The 17,123-nt window shown below is 36.2% G+C and carries 13 protein-coding genes; 8 read left to right on the top strand and 5 right to left on the bottom strand.

Translation table 11 applies throughout. The features are described from left to right. The first annotated feature begins 335 nt into the window (after window positions 1-335). Window positions 336-1,100 carry an RNA polymerase sigma factor SigF gene (locus tag F6K15_RS34305; protein ID WP_293070044.1) on the top strand — a complete coding sequence of 255 codons (765 nt, stop codon included), beginning with the start codon at window positions 336-338 and terminating at the stop codon, window positions 1,098-1,100. Window positions 1,101-1,361: 261 nt separating this feature from the next. Here the strand turns inward: F6K15_RS34305 and F6K15_RS34300 are convergent, their stop codons facing one another. Next, the gene (locus F6K15_RS34300) at window positions 1,362-1,532 is read right to left on the bottom strand and encodes an NblA/ycf18 family protein (RefSeq protein WP_124147679.1); all 171 of its coding nucleotides are present in this window, start codon (window positions 1,530-1,532) and stop codon (window positions 1,362-1,364) included. A 240-nt stretch (window positions 1,533-1,772) separates the two neighbouring features. Here F6K15_RS34300 and F6K15_RS34295 point away from each other — a divergent pair, with 240 nt between their 5' ends. Further along, window positions 1,773-2,363, top strand: a complete 591-nt coding sequence (locus F6K15_RS34295; protein ID WP_293070042.1) for a phycobiliprotein lyase — start codon at window positions 1,773-1,775, stop codon at window positions 2,361-2,363. Between the two features lie 498 nt (window positions 2,364-2,861). After that, entirely contained in the window at window positions 2,862-3,617 is a 756-nt protein-coding gene (locus tag F6K15_RS34290) for a phycobilisome rod-core linker polypeptide (RefSeq protein ID WP_293070041.1), read from the top strand. Window positions 3,618-4,114: 497 nt separating this feature from the next. Here the strand turns inward: F6K15_RS34290 and F6K15_RS34285 are convergent, their stop codons facing one another. The 4 genes from F6K15_RS34285 to F6K15_RS34270 form a co-directional block, all read right to left on the bottom strand. Continuing rightward, window positions 4,115-4,930 carry an S-adenosyl-l-methionine hydroxide adenosyltransferase family protein gene (locus F6K15_RS34285; protein WP_293070039.1) on the bottom strand — a complete coding sequence of 272 codons (816 nt, stop codon included), beginning with the start codon at window positions 4,928-4,930 and terminating at the stop codon, window positions 4,115-4,117. Between the two features lie 830 nt (window positions 4,931-5,760). Next, a complete protein-coding gene (locus F6K15_RS34280) occupies window positions 5,761-7,974 on the bottom strand; it encodes a tetratricopeptide repeat protein (RefSeq protein ID WP_293070037.1) in 2,214 nt (737 codons plus the stop codon). A gap of 1,209 nt (window positions 7,975-9,183) precedes the next feature. Further along, on the bottom strand, window positions 9,184-11,397 hold the full coding sequence (locus F6K15_RS34275) for a tetratricopeptide repeat protein (protein WP_293070035.1): 2,214 nt from the start codon (window positions 11,395-11,397) through the stop codon (window positions 9,184-9,186). 442 nt (window positions 11,398-11,839) lie between these two features. Beyond that, window positions 11,840-12,382, bottom strand: a complete 543-nt coding sequence (locus F6K15_RS34270) for a DUF2062 domain-containing protein (protein WP_293070033.1) — start codon at window positions 12,380-12,382, stop codon at window positions 11,840-11,842. Between the two features lie 330 nt (window positions 12,383-12,712). Here F6K15_RS34270 and F6K15_RS34265 point away from each other — a divergent pair, with 330 nt between their 5' ends. From F6K15_RS34265 to mnmE, 5 genes are all read left to right on the top strand, one after another. Further along, a complete protein-coding gene (locus F6K15_RS34265) occupies window positions 12,713-12,931 on the top strand; it encodes a hypothetical protein (protein WP_293070031.1) in 219 nt (72 codons plus the stop codon). A gap of 36 nt (window positions 12,932-12,967) precedes the next feature. After that, window positions 12,968-13,291 carry a hypothetical protein gene (locus F6K15_RS34260; RefSeq protein WP_293070029.1) on the top strand — a complete coding sequence of 108 codons (324 nt, stop codon included), beginning with the start codon at window positions 12,968-12,970 and terminating at the stop codon, window positions 13,289-13,291. A gap of 66 nt (window positions 13,292-13,357) precedes the next feature. Further along, window positions 13,358-13,645: a hypothetical protein gene (locus F6K15_RS34255; protein WP_293070027.1), complete on the top strand. Its 288-nt coding sequence runs from the start codon at window positions 13,358-13,360 to the stop codon at window positions 13,643-13,645. A 34-nt stretch (window positions 13,646-13,679) separates the two neighbouring features. Beyond that, a complete protein-coding gene (locus F6K15_RS34250; RefSeq protein WP_293070025.1) occupies window positions 13,680-14,000 on the top strand; it encodes a hypothetical protein in 321 nt (106 codons plus the stop codon). Between the two features lie 1,325 nt (window positions 14,001-15,325). Then, window positions 15,326-16,696 carry a tRNA uridine-5-carboxymethylaminomethyl(34) synthesis GTPase MnmE gene (gene mnmE, locus F6K15_RS34245; RefSeq protein ID WP_293070024.1) on the top strand — a complete coding sequence of 457 codons (1,371 nt, stop codon included), beginning with the start codon at window positions 15,326-15,328 and terminating at the stop codon, window positions 16,694-16,696. Window positions 16,697-17,123 lie beyond the last annotated feature (427 nt).

Below are 17,123 nucleotides of genomic sequence, written 5' to 3'. Positions count from 1 at the left end.
ATCTAATTATCAGCAAGCAGAGCTGGCTGGACGATTTTCGGAGAGTCAGTTTGGCGAGCGCTACTCCATACATAAATGCTTTTTTTTGTCAAACCTTATGTTAAGAAAGATGTGGGTAATGGATAGCTAAAAGGGGGAGGCTTTAAACCCAATTTTTCGGTAACTTCTTTGATTAAAGACTCTACCCAATAAATTGTGTCGAATATCACAGTCCAAGATTCCAATAGTCACAGCAATTATTGTATAAATCTATAACTATAAGTAGATGATGTGTAAAAATATAGTGCGTATGTGATTTACCATCAGTAGGTCCCTATCAGAATCATAATATACCTATGTCTACCACTATCACTAAAGAACTAAAAAGTGAAAACCTGGAACTGTTGCGCCAATACCAACAGTCTCCTTCTCATCATCTCCGTAACCAATTAGTTAAACTTAATGTTGGACTTGTAAGAAAGGAAGTGTACCATTGGTTAAATAGGTGTACCGAAACATACGACGATTTACTCCAAGTAGGCTGTATTGGATTAATTAGAGCAATTGAGAGATTTGATATATCGAAGGGACGAGCCTTTAGTTCTTTTGCTATTCCTTATATCCGGGGTGAAATTCAGCATTATCTAAGAGATAAAAGTCCTTCTTTACGCATTCCCAGAAATTGGCTAGCTATGGATCGGCAGGCCACAAAAGTTATACAAGACCTCCGAGTGAAGTTAAAACGGAAACCTACAGATTTAGAGGTGGCCTCTGCATTGGATATTTCTTTAGAGCAGTGGCAGGAAATTCAATTAGCTTGTCGTAACCGTGCTCCTCTGAGTTTAGATGCTCCAGTTCAAGATGAAACAAATGGAACCACTTGTTTAGGAGAATTAGTTCCAGATAGTCAGTATCGTAGTTTTCAGTTAGCTCAAGAAGACCAAATTCGTTTACAGCAAGCTCTGGCCAAACTAGAAGAAGGTACTCGTAAGGTTTTGGAGTTTGTTTTTCTCTGTGACTTGACTCAGAAGGAAACTGCTGAGCGGATGGGGATAAGTGCTGTTACTGTTTCTCGAAGAATCAAGAAAGGGTTAAAGTCCTTGCAAAAGATTATGCAATAGCAATTAATAAAAGAAGGAAGAAGGAAGAAGTTTTTAGTTATCTACAAGAAAAGGTTAATTATTAGACATCTCCATAAATTAAATATTCCTATTTGATCGACTCTTCTAAAGAGGTTATATATAGTCCGTTATCAATTAATGCAGCGAGCACCACTACCAGATTTTGTAAGCCTTAAAAGTATCAACCCCACCCATATCTATAAGATGGGTGGGGTTAGTTTTTAATACCGATAATTCTTTATGTTTAATCAGAAACATCGGTTAAATTTTGCCTTTCATCCAGTTTTTAAACAAATTCTCCTTAACCATAGTCTGTCGCAACACTTCAACTAAATATTCTTGAGCTTCTTCCCGACTTAAGCCTTTCACTTGCTCCCGTAGAACTTGTAATTTGAACTGTTGCTCCATAGTTAAGCTATTAGACATTTCCATAGTTTACTCCTTACTTATCTAGATAATAGATATTGGCCAATATACTAAGGCCACAGTTAAGTTGATGTATTTACTCCTATGTAAATTATCGTAACATTTACTTGACATACTGTCCATGATGTACATTTTAAAACTAATTTATTCGACAAAAGTTAACATTAAATTAATAAAAGCTAGAAGTATTATGATGATTAGGCTAGAACTAATATCCTATAAAATTCTAAAGATGGAGAAGGCCAAATGGATGCAATGGAATTTTTTCAAAAGAGTGCTGGTAAATGGCGATCGCAACGAACAACCCATCACCTAGCCTTCAGACAAGCAGAAATGGGCAGTTCAGATATTCAAGTAATCAGCTTGGGTCCTGGAGATCCGAAAGTAGTAGAAATCTGTAAAATGCACGAAATTGACCCAAGTTTGGCTGCAGGAGGCGCTTTTGTTACTTGGGATGGTTCCATGGCCTGGGATAAAGATGATGAAAATCACAAAGGGTCAACTGTATTTGCGATTGTTCCAGATCCAGACAATCCTAGAAAAGGCAGAATGTTGCGAGAACGAGGTTATGCAGAAATTGTGCCAGTTGTGGGACGCTTTGAGATGGATGATGAAGATGGACTAAATTTGATTACGGAATATGAAACTATGAGTTCTATAGAAAGGTTCTGGTTTGCTAACCCTAATCTCAGGATGCGGACTAGCGCAGTGAAGCGGTTTGGTGGATTTAATACTTCTACTTTTTGTACAGAAGTTCGAGTAGAAGAAAGCAACTCAGATTCTGAAGTAGAAACATCACAGAATACTACACAGTTTTATTCTGCTTTTGGTTGGTAGATATAGCGCTACACGCATAGGGGAGCCGTCGGTAGGGCGACGTACAGAAGTCAGTAGGGGCGTTTTGCTCCGCAACATGTAAAGCGCCAGCTTTGCGTCAGCAAATGGCCATTCGCCCGTACAAGTCAGAAGTAATCCTTGACTAACTTTGAGCTGCTTGGTGCGCTACCAGATGCGACTTTCGTCGTCGCGGGGTCGCATCCGAATTTATAAATGTCCGTGCCCTATTTGCGTAATGCTATGTATAAAATTATGCCCAAAGTTCAGCAAATAGTTATTAGAAATGTTACAGATTGTTGCGTAAGTTAATAAAAGTGAGACTTGGATTGCCTCAATCCCTTAATCTAAAGGTTGGCTATCAAATTGGGAATCTCCCGTTAAATCAAAGATCATAACGGGAGAGGACGTCAATGATGCAATTTTTTGAATCGCACCAAGGTTTAGTGTGCTCTGGCCACACTTGATAAATCAAATTTAATAATTTAAGGAGATTCTCACGTGGTGATTCCATTATTAGAATACCAACCTATTACTCAAAATTCACGAGTTGCGGGTTATGAAGTCCCTGGTGATGACCAACCAATGATTTATTCAGCCGAATCTTTGCCCTCTGAGTCAGGGTGGGATGAGTTAATTTGGGCAGCTTATCGCCAAATTTATAGCGAACATCAGATTCTGAAGAGCGATCGCCAAATCTTCCTAGAATCTCAACTCAAAAATGGTCAAATTACAGTTCGAGATTTCATTCGTGGTTTGGTAATTTCCGATCCATTCCGTCGTAACAACTACGAGACAAATAGCAACTATCGCTTTGTTGAGTTATGTGTTCAACGGATTTTAGGTCGCGATGTTTACAGCGAAAGGGAAAAAATTGCTTGGTCTATCGTTGTAGCAACCAAGGGTATCGAAGGTTTCATTGATGAGTTGCTTAATAGCGACGAATACCTAGACAACTTTGGCTTTGATACTGTACCTTACCAGCGTCGTCGGGTTATACCCCAAAGAGATGGAGGAGAAACTCCTTTTAATCTAAAGACACCTCGTTATGGTTTCTACTATCGGACTATTCTTGGTTTCCCTCAAATAGTTTACCAAAATCAATTACGTCGCTTTACTCCCCAAGAACAGCAACCTCAAGCAGGCGATCCTTCTCTCTATTTAAGTTTAGCACAGGGTCTTAATGTTCAAGGTACATCAGCACGAGTTAATCTAGGTAATATCAATCTGGGTATGGTACCTTATCGTAAGGTATAACTTAGATTCTTACTTTAGTACCTCTGTTGAGTGGGATTAATTTTTGTAGGGGTGGAATATTCGTGCAGAGTATTTGGTGAACTTGCCAAAACTAGGAACATGAGTATTCTATCCCTACAAATTTTGGCGTTGGTGAAGCGCGGGTATGATACTAATCATAATTACTTAGGAGTCAACCCACCCCTAACCCCTCCCAGGAGGGGAAGTCAGGAGGGAAGAAAGGAAGAAGAAACCCCGAGTATAAGGAGAAAGTTTTTTAGTCGCGTAAGCGGAACGAAGTTCTATCGCGCTCTTATCTGCACAGATATCATACTTCAAATCACCAACGCCCAAATTTTAGTTACTGAAAAAAGCAATGCTCAGTAGACATCTGGTGATAATAAAAAAGAAAATCAATTATTGCACTCTTATTTATCAATTCTTCCCCTCCTGGGAGGGGCTAGGGGTGGGTTCCCTACTCCCTACTCCCTACTCCCTCTTTTGGAGGAGATGTCTAGTTAAAAGAAAGTAATTTGAACTTTATCTCCATACCTCAAATTAAGCTGAGATTGAGCGCTACTAGCATTAGCTGCGATTTCGACAAAATTGTGAGAACCAACAATTGCAATTAGTTCCCCTGGTTGACAGTCACTATAAGTATTGCCACTGACTATAGTTTTGTAAGATGAAAGATTGTCATTTTTTTGAATCACAACTGACCAGGTTTTCCCCTCAATATAACTTCTGGGAATATTAGTAATTATATTGCCAAAATAGTCAATATATTGAACTGAACCTTCAATACCTGAGTCTGTAAGAGTAATTTTATTTAAGGGTAATTTTACTAAACTTTCTGGGTTAATTTTTTCTCCCAAATTTTCTAATGAAACCCCGCTAGCAATATGAGCGCCAACAGGAGCAAATATGTCTCGACCGTGGAAAGTTGTGCTAGGTGAATTTGTGCGCCAATAGTCAGAATTAGTCAATTCCACAACTTTTATTTCTTGTGTCTCTAGGTTTTCCAGCACACCACTAAAAATACCGTTATCGGGTCCGACGAAAAAACCTGTTGATAATTGAATAGCGATCGCTCTTCTGACACTTCCTACACCAGGATCGACAACAGCTACATGAACTGTTCCTGGGGGAAAATAGGGATAAGCATTTTTCAAACAAAATCTTGCTGCAAATAAATTTTGAGCAGGAATTTCATGGGTGAGGTCTATTATGGTTAGTGTCGGATTAATTTGATAAATTATACCTTTCATCACACCAACATAAACATCTTTTAATCCAAAATCAGTTAAAAGTGTAACTATTTTTCTATCAGACATTATTAAAAATAATTAGGGTTTGCTGAAAGAGTCTTATGGGTAAGGGTAGGAGACAGCTATACTGGAGACAGCTATACTGGAGAAATGGGAATTATAGAGGAGGTAGGAGAAAGAATAATCTCTTGATTATTCTGCCCAACTATGCGCCTAATATGCGCTCTTTTTTGAACCATTAAGACCATTAAGCTTGGACTTTTTTTAACTAAAAAATGCGCTCAACCAATATAAGTCAATGCTTTTAGATTTAATCAGCAAGCCCTAATTAGGGTTTGCGCTCAAAAGTCTGATGGGTAAGGGTAGGAGACAACCCACCCGCGGGCCCCTCCCAACCCACCCCTAACCCCTCCCAGGAGGGGAGGGGAAGACAGGAGACAGGAGGAACGGGGAATTATAGAGGAGGTAGGAGGAAGAATAATCAAGAGATTATTCTGCACAACTATGAGCCTAAAATACTAATTTTTTGAACCATTATGACCTAAAAGGTTGGACTTTTTTTAACTAAAAAATGCTAAAACCTTATATTATATGTCAGTACTTTTAGATTTAATCAGCAAACCCTAATTAATAATTAATAATTAATAATTAACAATTAATAATTATACCAAGCGTGAAAAAAGAATGCTACAAAAAGGTAGACCTTGATCGGGTATGCTTAAAAATAGCTAGTCCAGTTAATTTTAGATCGTTATTTATATCGTTTCCCCCTTTTTTTCAAAATTTACCCCTTCTTCCTTCTTTCCTCTTCCTTCTGTCTTACTTCTACCAATAGAATAGTGAAAAAGCTTTAAATTTTCCCCACTCCCCCACTCCCTCACTCCCCATCACCCCATCTAATTCAATTGCTCAATTTGATATTTGGCATCTCTATAACCTCCTGTTCGACCTTGCTCTAAATAAAGTTTAGCTGCTTTTTCAAAATCACTAATTGCTCCTTTTTTATCCCCAAGATTAACTCTAACCAATCCTCTACTATAGTAAGCATCAGCATATTCAGGATTAAGTCGAATTGCTTGAACATAGTCAGCGATCGCTTGCTCATAATTTTCTTGTTCGGAATAAACACTAGCACGATTTGCATAAGCTTCTGCATTATTCGGACTAATAGCTATTGCTTGAGTATAATCTTCTATTGCCTTTTCCAGTTGATTTGCCGAAGCGTAAGCTAATCCTCTATTTGTATAAGCTGAGGGACTTTTGGGAGCAATTTGAATTGTTTTTGTACAGTCAGATATAGATTTTTCATACTCTTTAATATTAAGGTAAGCAATACATCGATTATTATAAGCAACTTCATTTTCAGGATTAATTTGAATTGCTTGAGTGCAATCAGATATAGCTTCTTCATAAGTTGCTAAATTCAAATATGTGCTGCAACGATTAGCATAAGCTTCTTCATTTTCAGGGTCTATTTCAATAACTTTGTTGTAATCATCTAAAGATCCTTGATAATCTCCCAGAAAAAAGCGCGCTCTACCTCGACTATAATAACCATCTATCTTTTGGGGTGCAAGTCTAACCATTTCAGTATAATCTGCTATTGCTCCTTGTAAATCATTATTGGCAGCACGAGCTAATCCCCGTCCATGATAAGCATCTATATTATTAGGTTGCAGTCGAATAGCTTTAGTATGATCGGCAATAGCAGCAGGATAGTCTTGAGAGCTGTAGTGAACTAATCCTCTTTTATAAAAAGCTTCCGCATCTTGAGGTTTGAGGCGTAATACTTGGGTGAAATCATTAATTGCTCCGGCATAATCTTGGGTATCATAACGAGCTGTTCCTCTGTTAAAATTGGCATTAACATGACTAGGATTCAAATTAATTACCTTGCTGTAGTCAGCAATAGCTTCTTGGTAATTTTCTAAGTTATAATAAGCGTTGCCACGCTTATAGTAATATTCTTCTTCATCGGGATTTAGTTGAATTGCTTTGTCATAAGCGGCAATTGCTGCTTGTTGATTACCATTGTTCGCATTTTCTACCCCTTTCTCAAATATTTTCTCTGCTTTGACCGGGTTTGGGCGATTTAAGAAATTCACTAACCCAATCAGCACCGCAATAACCCCCACGCTGGCAAAACCAAATATAATAAACCATAAAGGATGAGATTTCATTCTCAGTAAGCTTGTTTTAATTTGGGGATTTGGACTGCTTTTAATTTTGGGTGGTGGTGCTGTCAATATTTGAGGGCGACCGCTAATTTTCTGTAGCGCTTTCACAACTTCTTCTACAGACTGGTAACGTTTTGTATAATGGTAATGTACCATTCGATCGATGATATCGGCTAGATTTGAGGAGCATGGGGTTCGATTTCGCCAGAGAATACCACTAGGATTTGATGGACTAAGGTCTTGTAATTTTGGGAGTTCACTACTGGGAATACCTGTCAGAGCTTGAATGCCAATCATGCCCACTGCATACAGATCGCTATTAAATTGAGGAATGCCTTGAAATTGTTCGATAGGCATATAAGAAGGAGTACCTGTAGCTATTGTTCGTTGTACTTCTCCATTTTCTACTGCAATTCGATGACTAACTTCTTTGACGGAACCAAAATCAATTAAAACTAATTTTGCATCTGGTTGACGTCTAATTAAATTAGATGGGTTAACATCCCGATGAATTACATCATTTTCATGTACAAATACTAAAATTTCTAAGATTTCTAACAACAGTTTGATTACTTCTTTTTCTTGCCAAGGTTGGCCTGGTATAATTTCTTTATTTAATGGTGTTCCAGGAATGAATTCTTCAACTAAATAAAATTGGTTATTTTCTTCAAAATAAGCTAATAGTAAAGGAATCTGCTCGTGCCTACCTAATTTTTCTAATATTTCTGCTTCTTGTTTGAATAAACGGTGAGCAGTTCTAACTATGGTATAACTATTGCCAGGAGCGCGTAGTTGTTTGACCACACATTGAGGATGTCCAGGGCGACGAGTATCCGCTGCCAGATAGGTTTGTCCAAATGCACCAGCACTCAGGATTTGAACGACGCGGTAACGTCCATCTAGAAGTTGACCAATCATGTTCGTGTTATTCATAAGGTGGTAGGTTTTAGGTAGTATGTGTTACAGCAATTTTAAATTCGTTTTACTCATAAGGTGGTAGGTTTTAAGTCTTATACCAATTTTAAAAAAGAATTTTATGAATAATTAGGAGAATTAAAAGATTTTGCATTAAATATATTTTTGAATATTTTTGAAACTCTACCCTGAAGGACGAGGTTTGATCGCAAGGGATATTCATCCTCATAAATAATATTTAATATGAAATACTAAAATTTTTGCTACAAATACGCACGGGTGTTTCCAGGAGTCAGGAGGACCTCCTCAGGTAGGTGAGCCTTCGGTAGGGCGACGTACAGTAAGAATAGCTTATATATTATTTAGTTAAAGTCAAACTCTGTTTTTAGTCTAAACTCCAGTTTCTAGGTAAAGTCTTTTAAGTAGGAAAATTATTCGTAGCATTATTTTTTATATTTCATATCAGATATTTATTCTGATTTGAGAATAATGACTACTAGAAAAAGTATAACTATTTGTATTAAATATCAAGGGAATAGGGAGTAGGAAGAAAGAATTTATGTATCTTAATTGATTTGATTTTTTATTACTTGGAGATGTCTATTGATATTTTTACTTCTTCCCCACTCTCTTACTCAAAAAAGTGTAGCAAACATCGATCTTTACTTAGTCTTACAGGTTCTAAAGTAGCAAAATTTGCTTGTTGAAGCAGTTATATAATGTTCAGACGGTTCAGTTATAAACAAAATTTAATAACTGACAGTACCGAAGAAATACTGAAATTATCGGTTGTGCATCAGTAAAGTGTGGGATAAGTAGGGCTTGCTGAAAAAAGCTAAAGTGTGCGGGGGTGGGGAGGGTGGGAAGAGGGTAAAGTAGGAGGAATAATTGTTCTTTGATTTTTCTGCCCCTCTGACCCCAAAATCCTAACTTTTTGAGCTTTTTGAGCTAAAAACCTGGTACTTTTTCCATACTCATAAAGGCTAAAAGCATTAACAGATAAAGCTTTTAGATTTGTTCAGCAAGCCCTAAGTAAGTATGGCTGGCGAATCTCGTCTAAAAGCACTGATATATAAAAATTTTAGCATTTTTGCCACCAAAAAAGTGCAAATATTTCAGCTTGAGCGACCAAAAAGTTAGGAAAAGATACAGGTAGAATTATTTCTCCTACTTCCTCTGTCTCTCCACCCTCCCCACACTTCCCACACTTTCTTCACGCACAACCAATTATTGCAGTAGTTGTTCGATTGTATTTTGCGAATTTTGATAATTTTTTATTCTGCCTTGCTCTAAAAATAGATTGGCACTTTGGCGAAGGTCTGCTATTGCTGCTTGTATCTCTTGTCGCTCAGAAAGAATCATACCTCGATGATAATAAGCTATGGCATTACTTGGATTAAGTTTAATTGCTTGAGTAAAGTCTTCAATAGCTTGATTATAGTTTCCTATATCTGAGAAAATTATACCCCGATCGCTATAGGCAATAGAATGGTTAGGATTTATTTTTATTGTTGTGGTCAAGTCTTTTATAGCACCAGACAGATCGCCACTAGCAGACCGCGCTCTACCTCTGTTTCTGTATGCTTCAGCATTTTCAGGATTCATCTCAATAGTTACGCTACAGTTTTCTGCGGCTTTTTGATATTCCCCTAAATTCAAGTAACTAATACATTGATTATGATATGCTAGAGAATCATTAGCATTTATTTTTATTGCTTGGTGACAATTATTGATTGCTACTTGATAATTTGCTAGCTTTAGATAAGCGCTACATCTTTTTGTATAGGCATCGGAATAATCTGGTTTTAATTCTAGTGCTCGGTCGTAGTCTGCTATTGCACCTTGATAATCTTCAATTTCAAACTGAGCTATACCTCGACTTTTGTAAGCTTGTGCATTTTTGGGGTTCAGTTTTATAGTTTGAGTATAGTCGCTTATTGCACCTACTTGGTCTCCGATCGCTGCTCTAGCTATTCCTCGATGAAGATAAGCATCGCTATTTTGAGGATTAATTTTAATTGATTGACTATAATCTTGAATAGCATTTTTGTAATCCCCAATTTTGTCATAAATTAGCCCTCGTTTTTGATAAGCTTGGCTATACTTGGGACGAATTCTTAATGTTTGTGTTAAATCGGTAATTGCTTTTTCATTATCGCCTAATTCATAATAAGTTAAGGCACGTTGATAATAAGTGTTATAGTTTTTTGTGATCTTAATAGCTGCTGTGTAGTCTTGAATGGCTTTTTCATAGACTCTTTGGGAATAATAAGAGTTACCTCTTTGATAATAGATGGCTCCATTTTGTGGGTTTAATTGCAGTGCTTGGGTATAGTTGGCGATCGCTGCTTGTTGTTCTCCTTGTTTAGCTAATTCTCGACCATAGTTATAAAGTGCTTGTGCTTTGAATATAAATTGCAATTTCCAGAAATAGGCGATCGCTATTCCTGCGATGGTGATGACTGTTAAACTAGCAATAAGTCTAATTTTTCTGTTATTTCTGGGTTGAGGTTGTGGTGTGGGAATATCTATTTTTTGAGGTATTGTAATTATTGTTTCTGGTTTTGAGAGAATGTTATTCTCGGTAGATACTACTATGTTGTTTAATTCTGTTAAAGCTTCTGAAGCTGAATTATAATGTTGTTTATCTTGATTATTTATCATTTTGTCAATGATATTTGATAGGTTTAGAGAACATACTTGTAGATTTTGCCAAGGTATTTCTAATCCTAGAGTGTTGCTAGTCTGCTGTTGCTTGAGTAAATCTTGAGTAGATAATCCTGTGAGTGTTTGAATAGCAATTATTCCTAGAGCATAAATATCGCTATTTTTATCTATCTCTTTTTGACTTTCTTCTAAGGGTATATTCGCAAAACTATTAGAGTTATTTTGGCTACCATTTTTTAATATTAATAATTTCTCATTTTGTTCTAAAATTCTTGTAATTTCTCTTTTGAGACCAAAGTTTATTAAGACTAATTTTCCATCTAATTCTCGCCGGATTAAATTTTTTGGTGTTATTTTTCCATGAGTTTCCCCATGACTATGAATAAAGGCTAAAATTTCTAGTACATCCTTTAATATTTTGATTACTTCTACTTCTGGTAGAAGCTTACCTATAGCTAATTCTTTAGTTAGAGATAAACCTAATATATAGTCTTCAACTAAGTAGATATTATTGTTTTCTTCAGAATAAGCTAATAAATTAGGTAAGCCATTGTGTTGACTCAAACAATAAATCTTTTCTGCTTTTTCGTGAAATATTGATAATATAACCTCTTGATTTTTTTGCTTAAAATTGCTTAGTCTAATTTCTTTGACTAGGCATTGAGGAGAATTTGGACGGTGAGTATCTGTAGCCAGATATGTTTTCCCTAAGATATTTGAATTTATAGGTTTGATAAAACGATAGCGTTTATCTACAATTTGATCGATTATCATCTACTTTTCCCTCATTACAAATGTGTATTATTGCAGAAGCAAGAAGGCGTTTAGTTATCTAGGCAATTAGTTATCTAAGCAATTAGTGCCGCTACGCGGAAGTCAAAAGTAAAAAGTATTGATTGGTAAGGATTTTAGGATTTTGTAACTGGTTAGTTATTTCTGCCGTCCTGCATTAGTTATCTAGGAGAGAAGGAGTTTATACCAATTACCATATATTAATACTTAACTTAGGTTAGGTAGGAATTCAATATTTGAAAAAGACAGTTACATTAAAGATGCGTTAATGAAATGTAAGGCATCCTACATGGTCTAATATTTATTTGACAAACACTCTCTTATTTTTTATGGCTGATAATACTATAATAATCAAGAATTATCAGATTGTATTGTCTGAATTAAATCAATTATATCAACTTCAAAAAAATTAATTTCATCTCAATCAATTGCTCATTTTTTTGAGGCGCTGACCATGCCATAAATGAATGAGCTTTAATCCTAAAAAATAACTGACTGTCCCACAAATTATACCCATTACTAAACAACCTAAAAATAGAGCTACTACAAACTGACTTCCATATTTCATTAACTCTTGAAATGAAATAATACTTTCAGGTATAAACTCCTCTTGAGAGTTGAGTAATAATCTACCAACCTGAAAGTTGATTGCATAAATTGGCACATAAGTCAAGGGATTACTTACCCAAGTACCAGCAGCCGCAGCAATTTTATGACCTCGGAACAAAGTTGCTAATGCTACACCGACTATGGTTTGAAGACCAAAAATTGGAAATAACCCGGCAAAGACCCCCATTGCTAAACCTCTGGCAATATATTCTGGAGTTCCCCGCATCCGAATGAAGCGCCAGTATAAATATCGCCCGTATCTATGCAACTTTGGTGGTTTATGTCTATTTGATAGAGATTTTTTTGTAGTCAGTTTAGGTAGTAGTTGCTGAGAAATTTGTGAGATATTTTTGAACATAATCATACCATTTCACGGAAGTTAAAAGTCAAAAGTTAAAAGTAAGATTTTATAGGTTCAAAACTTTTTGAAAGCGCCATATGTAGGGGCGAATGGCATTCGCCCCCCTACGAATAGCCTGTTGTCTAAGAATTTGCGTAAGTCCTGTTAATTATAGGTTGAGTGAAGCAACAGGGCAACTCAACAAAAATTATCATAGACTATGATAGTAATAGTATAAATCACTTAATGATGTTTGTTGCTATGATTATTATCGCAGAAAAAAATCAAATTGTGAAATTATTTACATTAGATTGAGACCGGAAAATGAGTCAATAAAAAAGAGAGGTATTGGAAAAAATTGCTCGAGTTATTGAAAATTTACCTAATGGAAATTTGTTGGCAAAATGTTGGAATGAAGAGCAAAAGGAGAAATGGCATCAACAGAGAAAGTGGAATATTTTGATTGCTAAAGCTTGGCGAGAAGAACATAATTTAATCAAAGGTGATGGTTTAGATATTGCTCTTAAGAATAAAGAAATTGACAAACTTGAAAAAGAGGGAATTTAACTGCTGGTAGAATACTACATTACCTTATTGGATATTGTGAAAATTGTTGCTCCTTATGTAGATTTTTTCCATTCATTTCTTCGATATATTGTTTCTACTGCTGATTGTTTATCTGTGCCATTACCCAAGATTTTTATTGACCTTTTCCTAAAAAAATTACAACAAGAGTATTTGTTTAGTTCTCCTTATGGGCTTTTTTATGCAATTTTAAAGGAAAACGAGAATGAGATTTTCTCTGTGTGTTTAAAACCTTACCAAGAAATATCTTTAACAAATGCACAAAAAGGAAGCAAATTGGTCGAAAAATTTTTATATAAAGGAATGAAAGATGGTTGTTATTATCAACCAAGTGATGATTAATTTAGAAAGCTAAAACAAGATTTTCCTTGGGAAGATTTTTCTGCTTCATGGCAAAATATGACACTAATGGCTGGTCAATTAGCTATTCGAGAAAAATTGTTAGATAAGAATAAGGAATTGTTACTTAAAAAGAAATTTGAGGATTTTAATACATTAGCAATGGAAGCTTGTAGATTAAATGGAACTGCTAGTCGAAAACGGAAATCAAAAACATGGGATAAGCGTTCCTCCGTTGCCTGGAAAAATGGGAGAAAAGCTTATGCTGAAGGTAGTGTATATAAATTCCCTGAACAAAACTTAACAGCTAGAACACATTTCCTCTACCTCACAGATAAAGGCATTAAGCTGGAATAGTCAAAGTTCACATCCTACAAAACGGGAGAAAAAAATGTTGACTTCTAATACTCCAAAAACTCAACTATTCCAACCTAACAATATATCTGAAATAACAATGGAAAAAATTTTAAACAACATGGAAGAAATCTGTAAATTAGCACTAAGTCTAATATTTGATATAATTCATGCAATTAAAGTTATGAGACAGTTATTTCAAAATCATCAAAGTGAAATTCATCAACTTCAAGAAGAAGTTAGTAATCTAAAGATGGTTATCCGCAATAAAGATGAAAAAATTCAAGAATTAGAATGTTTAGCAAATTTTGAATCTCCAAATGGAGATGCTATTTGTAACAGTAACTTTTCAGATTAATCTCAATAGTCAGGGACTTGCCTAAAAACAAAGCACCAATTATTTTAAGCATAACTTTTGACATACTCTCCGGCCTAAAGGCGCGGAGATTCTCCTGAAACCAGGATTCTTGGTTCACCGAGTCCACTTAAACTAACTACCTTGCGATACCTAGCCCAGAGATGGCTCTCTCCCCAAGCGTTCGCTCTATTGCCTCTTTCAGAGGAGCTGCGCTATCAAGAGCCTGTTCCCGTATGCCCTACGGTACAGTTCAAACCTTAAAAAAAACTTTGGTTCTCTGGTACTTGTTGCTGAGAGCTTTTCCATGTACAAGCATTACTGTACAAAACCCCATAACTCTAGTTTTCAAGGTGCAAACGCTACAATTTAGATAGCTATAGGTTTTTAGAGCGGTTGAATACCTTTCCGCTTTTTTAAGCATAGCACAAAGTCCCCCTCAAAGGGGGAGGCTTTAAACCCAATTTTTCGGTAAAATTTACTTGGTATATTAATTAGGACTTACGCAGATACGCTATATATAGCAGTTATAACTATTGTCCAATAGTTACTAGACACTATTTATAGAGTCTTTGCCTAAGTCCTGTTAATAATAGGACTTACGCAGATACGCTATATATAGCAGTTATAACTATTGTCCAATAGTTACTAGACACTATTTATAGAGTCTTTGCCTAAGTCCTGAATAATTTCCAAGTCCCTGAATACATTAAGAAAATTAAATAATTACTTGATGCGATCGCTCATCGTATACCGTAAATAATTATCATCAATAGGACTTACGCAGATACGGTATATATAGAACCCATTTGGCATCTTCATAAATATCAAGTTTTTTTAGCTAGGAGACAGGAGACAGGAGACAGGAGACAGGAGTCAAAAGGGAAAAGGGAAAAGGGAAAAGGGAAAAGGGAAGAGGGAAGAGGGAAGATATGGGTTCGTGATAATACAAAAAATTCAACACTCCTTCAGATAATTTTTCCTCAAAATTGATGTGCTAAAAGACTTGACTACCATAATTATATAGATCTCAAATTGGTTCTATAGCGCTCAAAACTATTGGACAATAGTTATTTGACTCTATATATAGTGCCTTGGCGTAAGTCCTGATCAAATTATTACTGAAATTCTGGGAGAATATACTAAGAGAACGTCTATAAGAGATAGCTTTCATTATTCATTATCAATTTATGATAATGTAAATCATCTGATAATTTTTGTTGCTATGATTATTCTCACAGAAAAAAATCAAATTCAGTATTTCCATCTTCCTGCTGATAACTGATAACTGAAAAAAGCTGATAACTGAAAAAAGCTGATAACTGATAATGACTACTATTGCCGCGATCGCTACCGCTATTATTCCCCAACAAGGAAGTGTGGGGATAGTCCGGATGTCTGGTTCTGAGGCAATGAAAATTGCTAAAACCTTATTTCATGCACCGGGGAAACAGGTTTGGGAGACTCACCGCATTCTCTATGGTTATATTCGCCATCCCCAAACTGGGCAGTTAGTAGATGAAGCTTTGTTATTAATTATGACAGCTCCTCGTTCTTATACCCGCGAGGATATAGTTGAGTTTCACTGTCATGGTGGAATTATCCCCATACAAAAAGTATTACAATTATGTATTGAAGCGGGGGCACGACTAGCTCAACCAGGAGAGTTTACTTTACGAGCTTTTTTAAATGGACGACTGGACCTGACTCAGGCTGAAAGTGTTGCGGATCTTGTGGGGTCTCAGTCTCCTGTCGCTGCTCAAGTTGCTTTGGCTGGTTTACAGGGTAAGTTAGCTAGTCCAATTCGTCAGTTAAGGGCTAACTGTATTGATATTTTAGCAGAGATAGAGGCTCGCATTGATTTTGAGGAAGATTTACCACCTTTGGATGAGTGGGGAATAAGTAAAAAAATGGATAGTATTTTGCTAGATTTGTCAAGAATTTTAGCAAGTGCAAATCAAGGGGAATTGTTACGCAATGGTTTGAAGGTGGCTATTATCGGACGTCCGAATGTGGGTAAGTCGAGTCTATTAAATGCCTGGAGTCGTAGCGATCGCGCTATTGTGACTAATCTTCCTGGCACTACGAGGGATGTGGTAGAGTCTCAGTTAGTGGTTGGTGGTATCCCGGTGCAGGTTTTGGATACGGCGGGTATTCGAGAAACTGAAGACCAGGTGGAAAAAATGGGGGTGGAGCGATCGCGTCGAGCTGCTGAGTCTGCTGACCTTGTTTTATTGACTATTGACGCTAGTGCTGGTTGGACGGAGTTAGATGAGGTTATTTATCAACAGGTAAAACATCGTTCTTTAATTTTGATAATTAATAAGGTTGACTTGGTTAAGTCGGAATTTATTAAGTCAATTTTTTATCCAGAAACTATTAAGAATGTTGTGACTACAGCAGTTATTAATAATCAAGGAATTGAGCAACTGGAAGCAGCAATTATTGATTCTGTAAATTTTGGTAATTTGCAGGCAGAAAATCTAGATTTTGCTATTAATCAAAGGCAAGCAGCAGCTTTAACTAGGGCAAAAGTTGCTTTGGAGCAATGTTTAAATACAATTAAAAATAATTTACCTCTAGATTTTTGGACAATAGATTTAAGGGGAGCAATTTATGCTTTGGGAGAGGTTACGGGAGAGGATGTAACGGAATCTGTTTTAGATAAAATTTTTAGTCGCTTTTGTATTGGGAAATAATTTTTCAGAGTTTTACTCTCTACTTTTTCTGTCATCTCAATATTTGGGCATTTGGGTCATCATTATCTATTAGACATCTCCGGAAAAGAGGTAGTAGGCAGTAGGCAGTAGGAGGAAAGAATTGATAAACTAAGAGTGTGATAATTGATTTGATTTTTTATTATTGGAGATGTCTATTAGACCAAGCGTGAAAAAAGAATGCTTAACTTAGGTGAGACTTCAATTATTCTGAATAACTTTTTTGATAATTAGCACCTTAGTTATTGTTAATTATTCTGATGTTTACTTCCCCTCCTTTTAGCTATCCATTACCCACATCTTTCTTAACATAAGGTTTGACAAAAAAAAGCATTTATGTATGGAGTAGCGCTCGCCAAACTGACTCTCCGAAAATCGTCCAGCCAGCTCTGCTTGCTGATAATTAGAT

This window comes from Okeania sp. SIO2B3 (assembly GCF_010672525.1).
Lineage (GTDB): Bacteria > Cyanobacteriota > Cyanobacteriia > Cyanobacteriales > Microcoleaceae > Okeania.
Note: the sequence above shows the minus strand (reverse complement) of the source record. Positions and strands in the feature narration are given on the sequence as shown.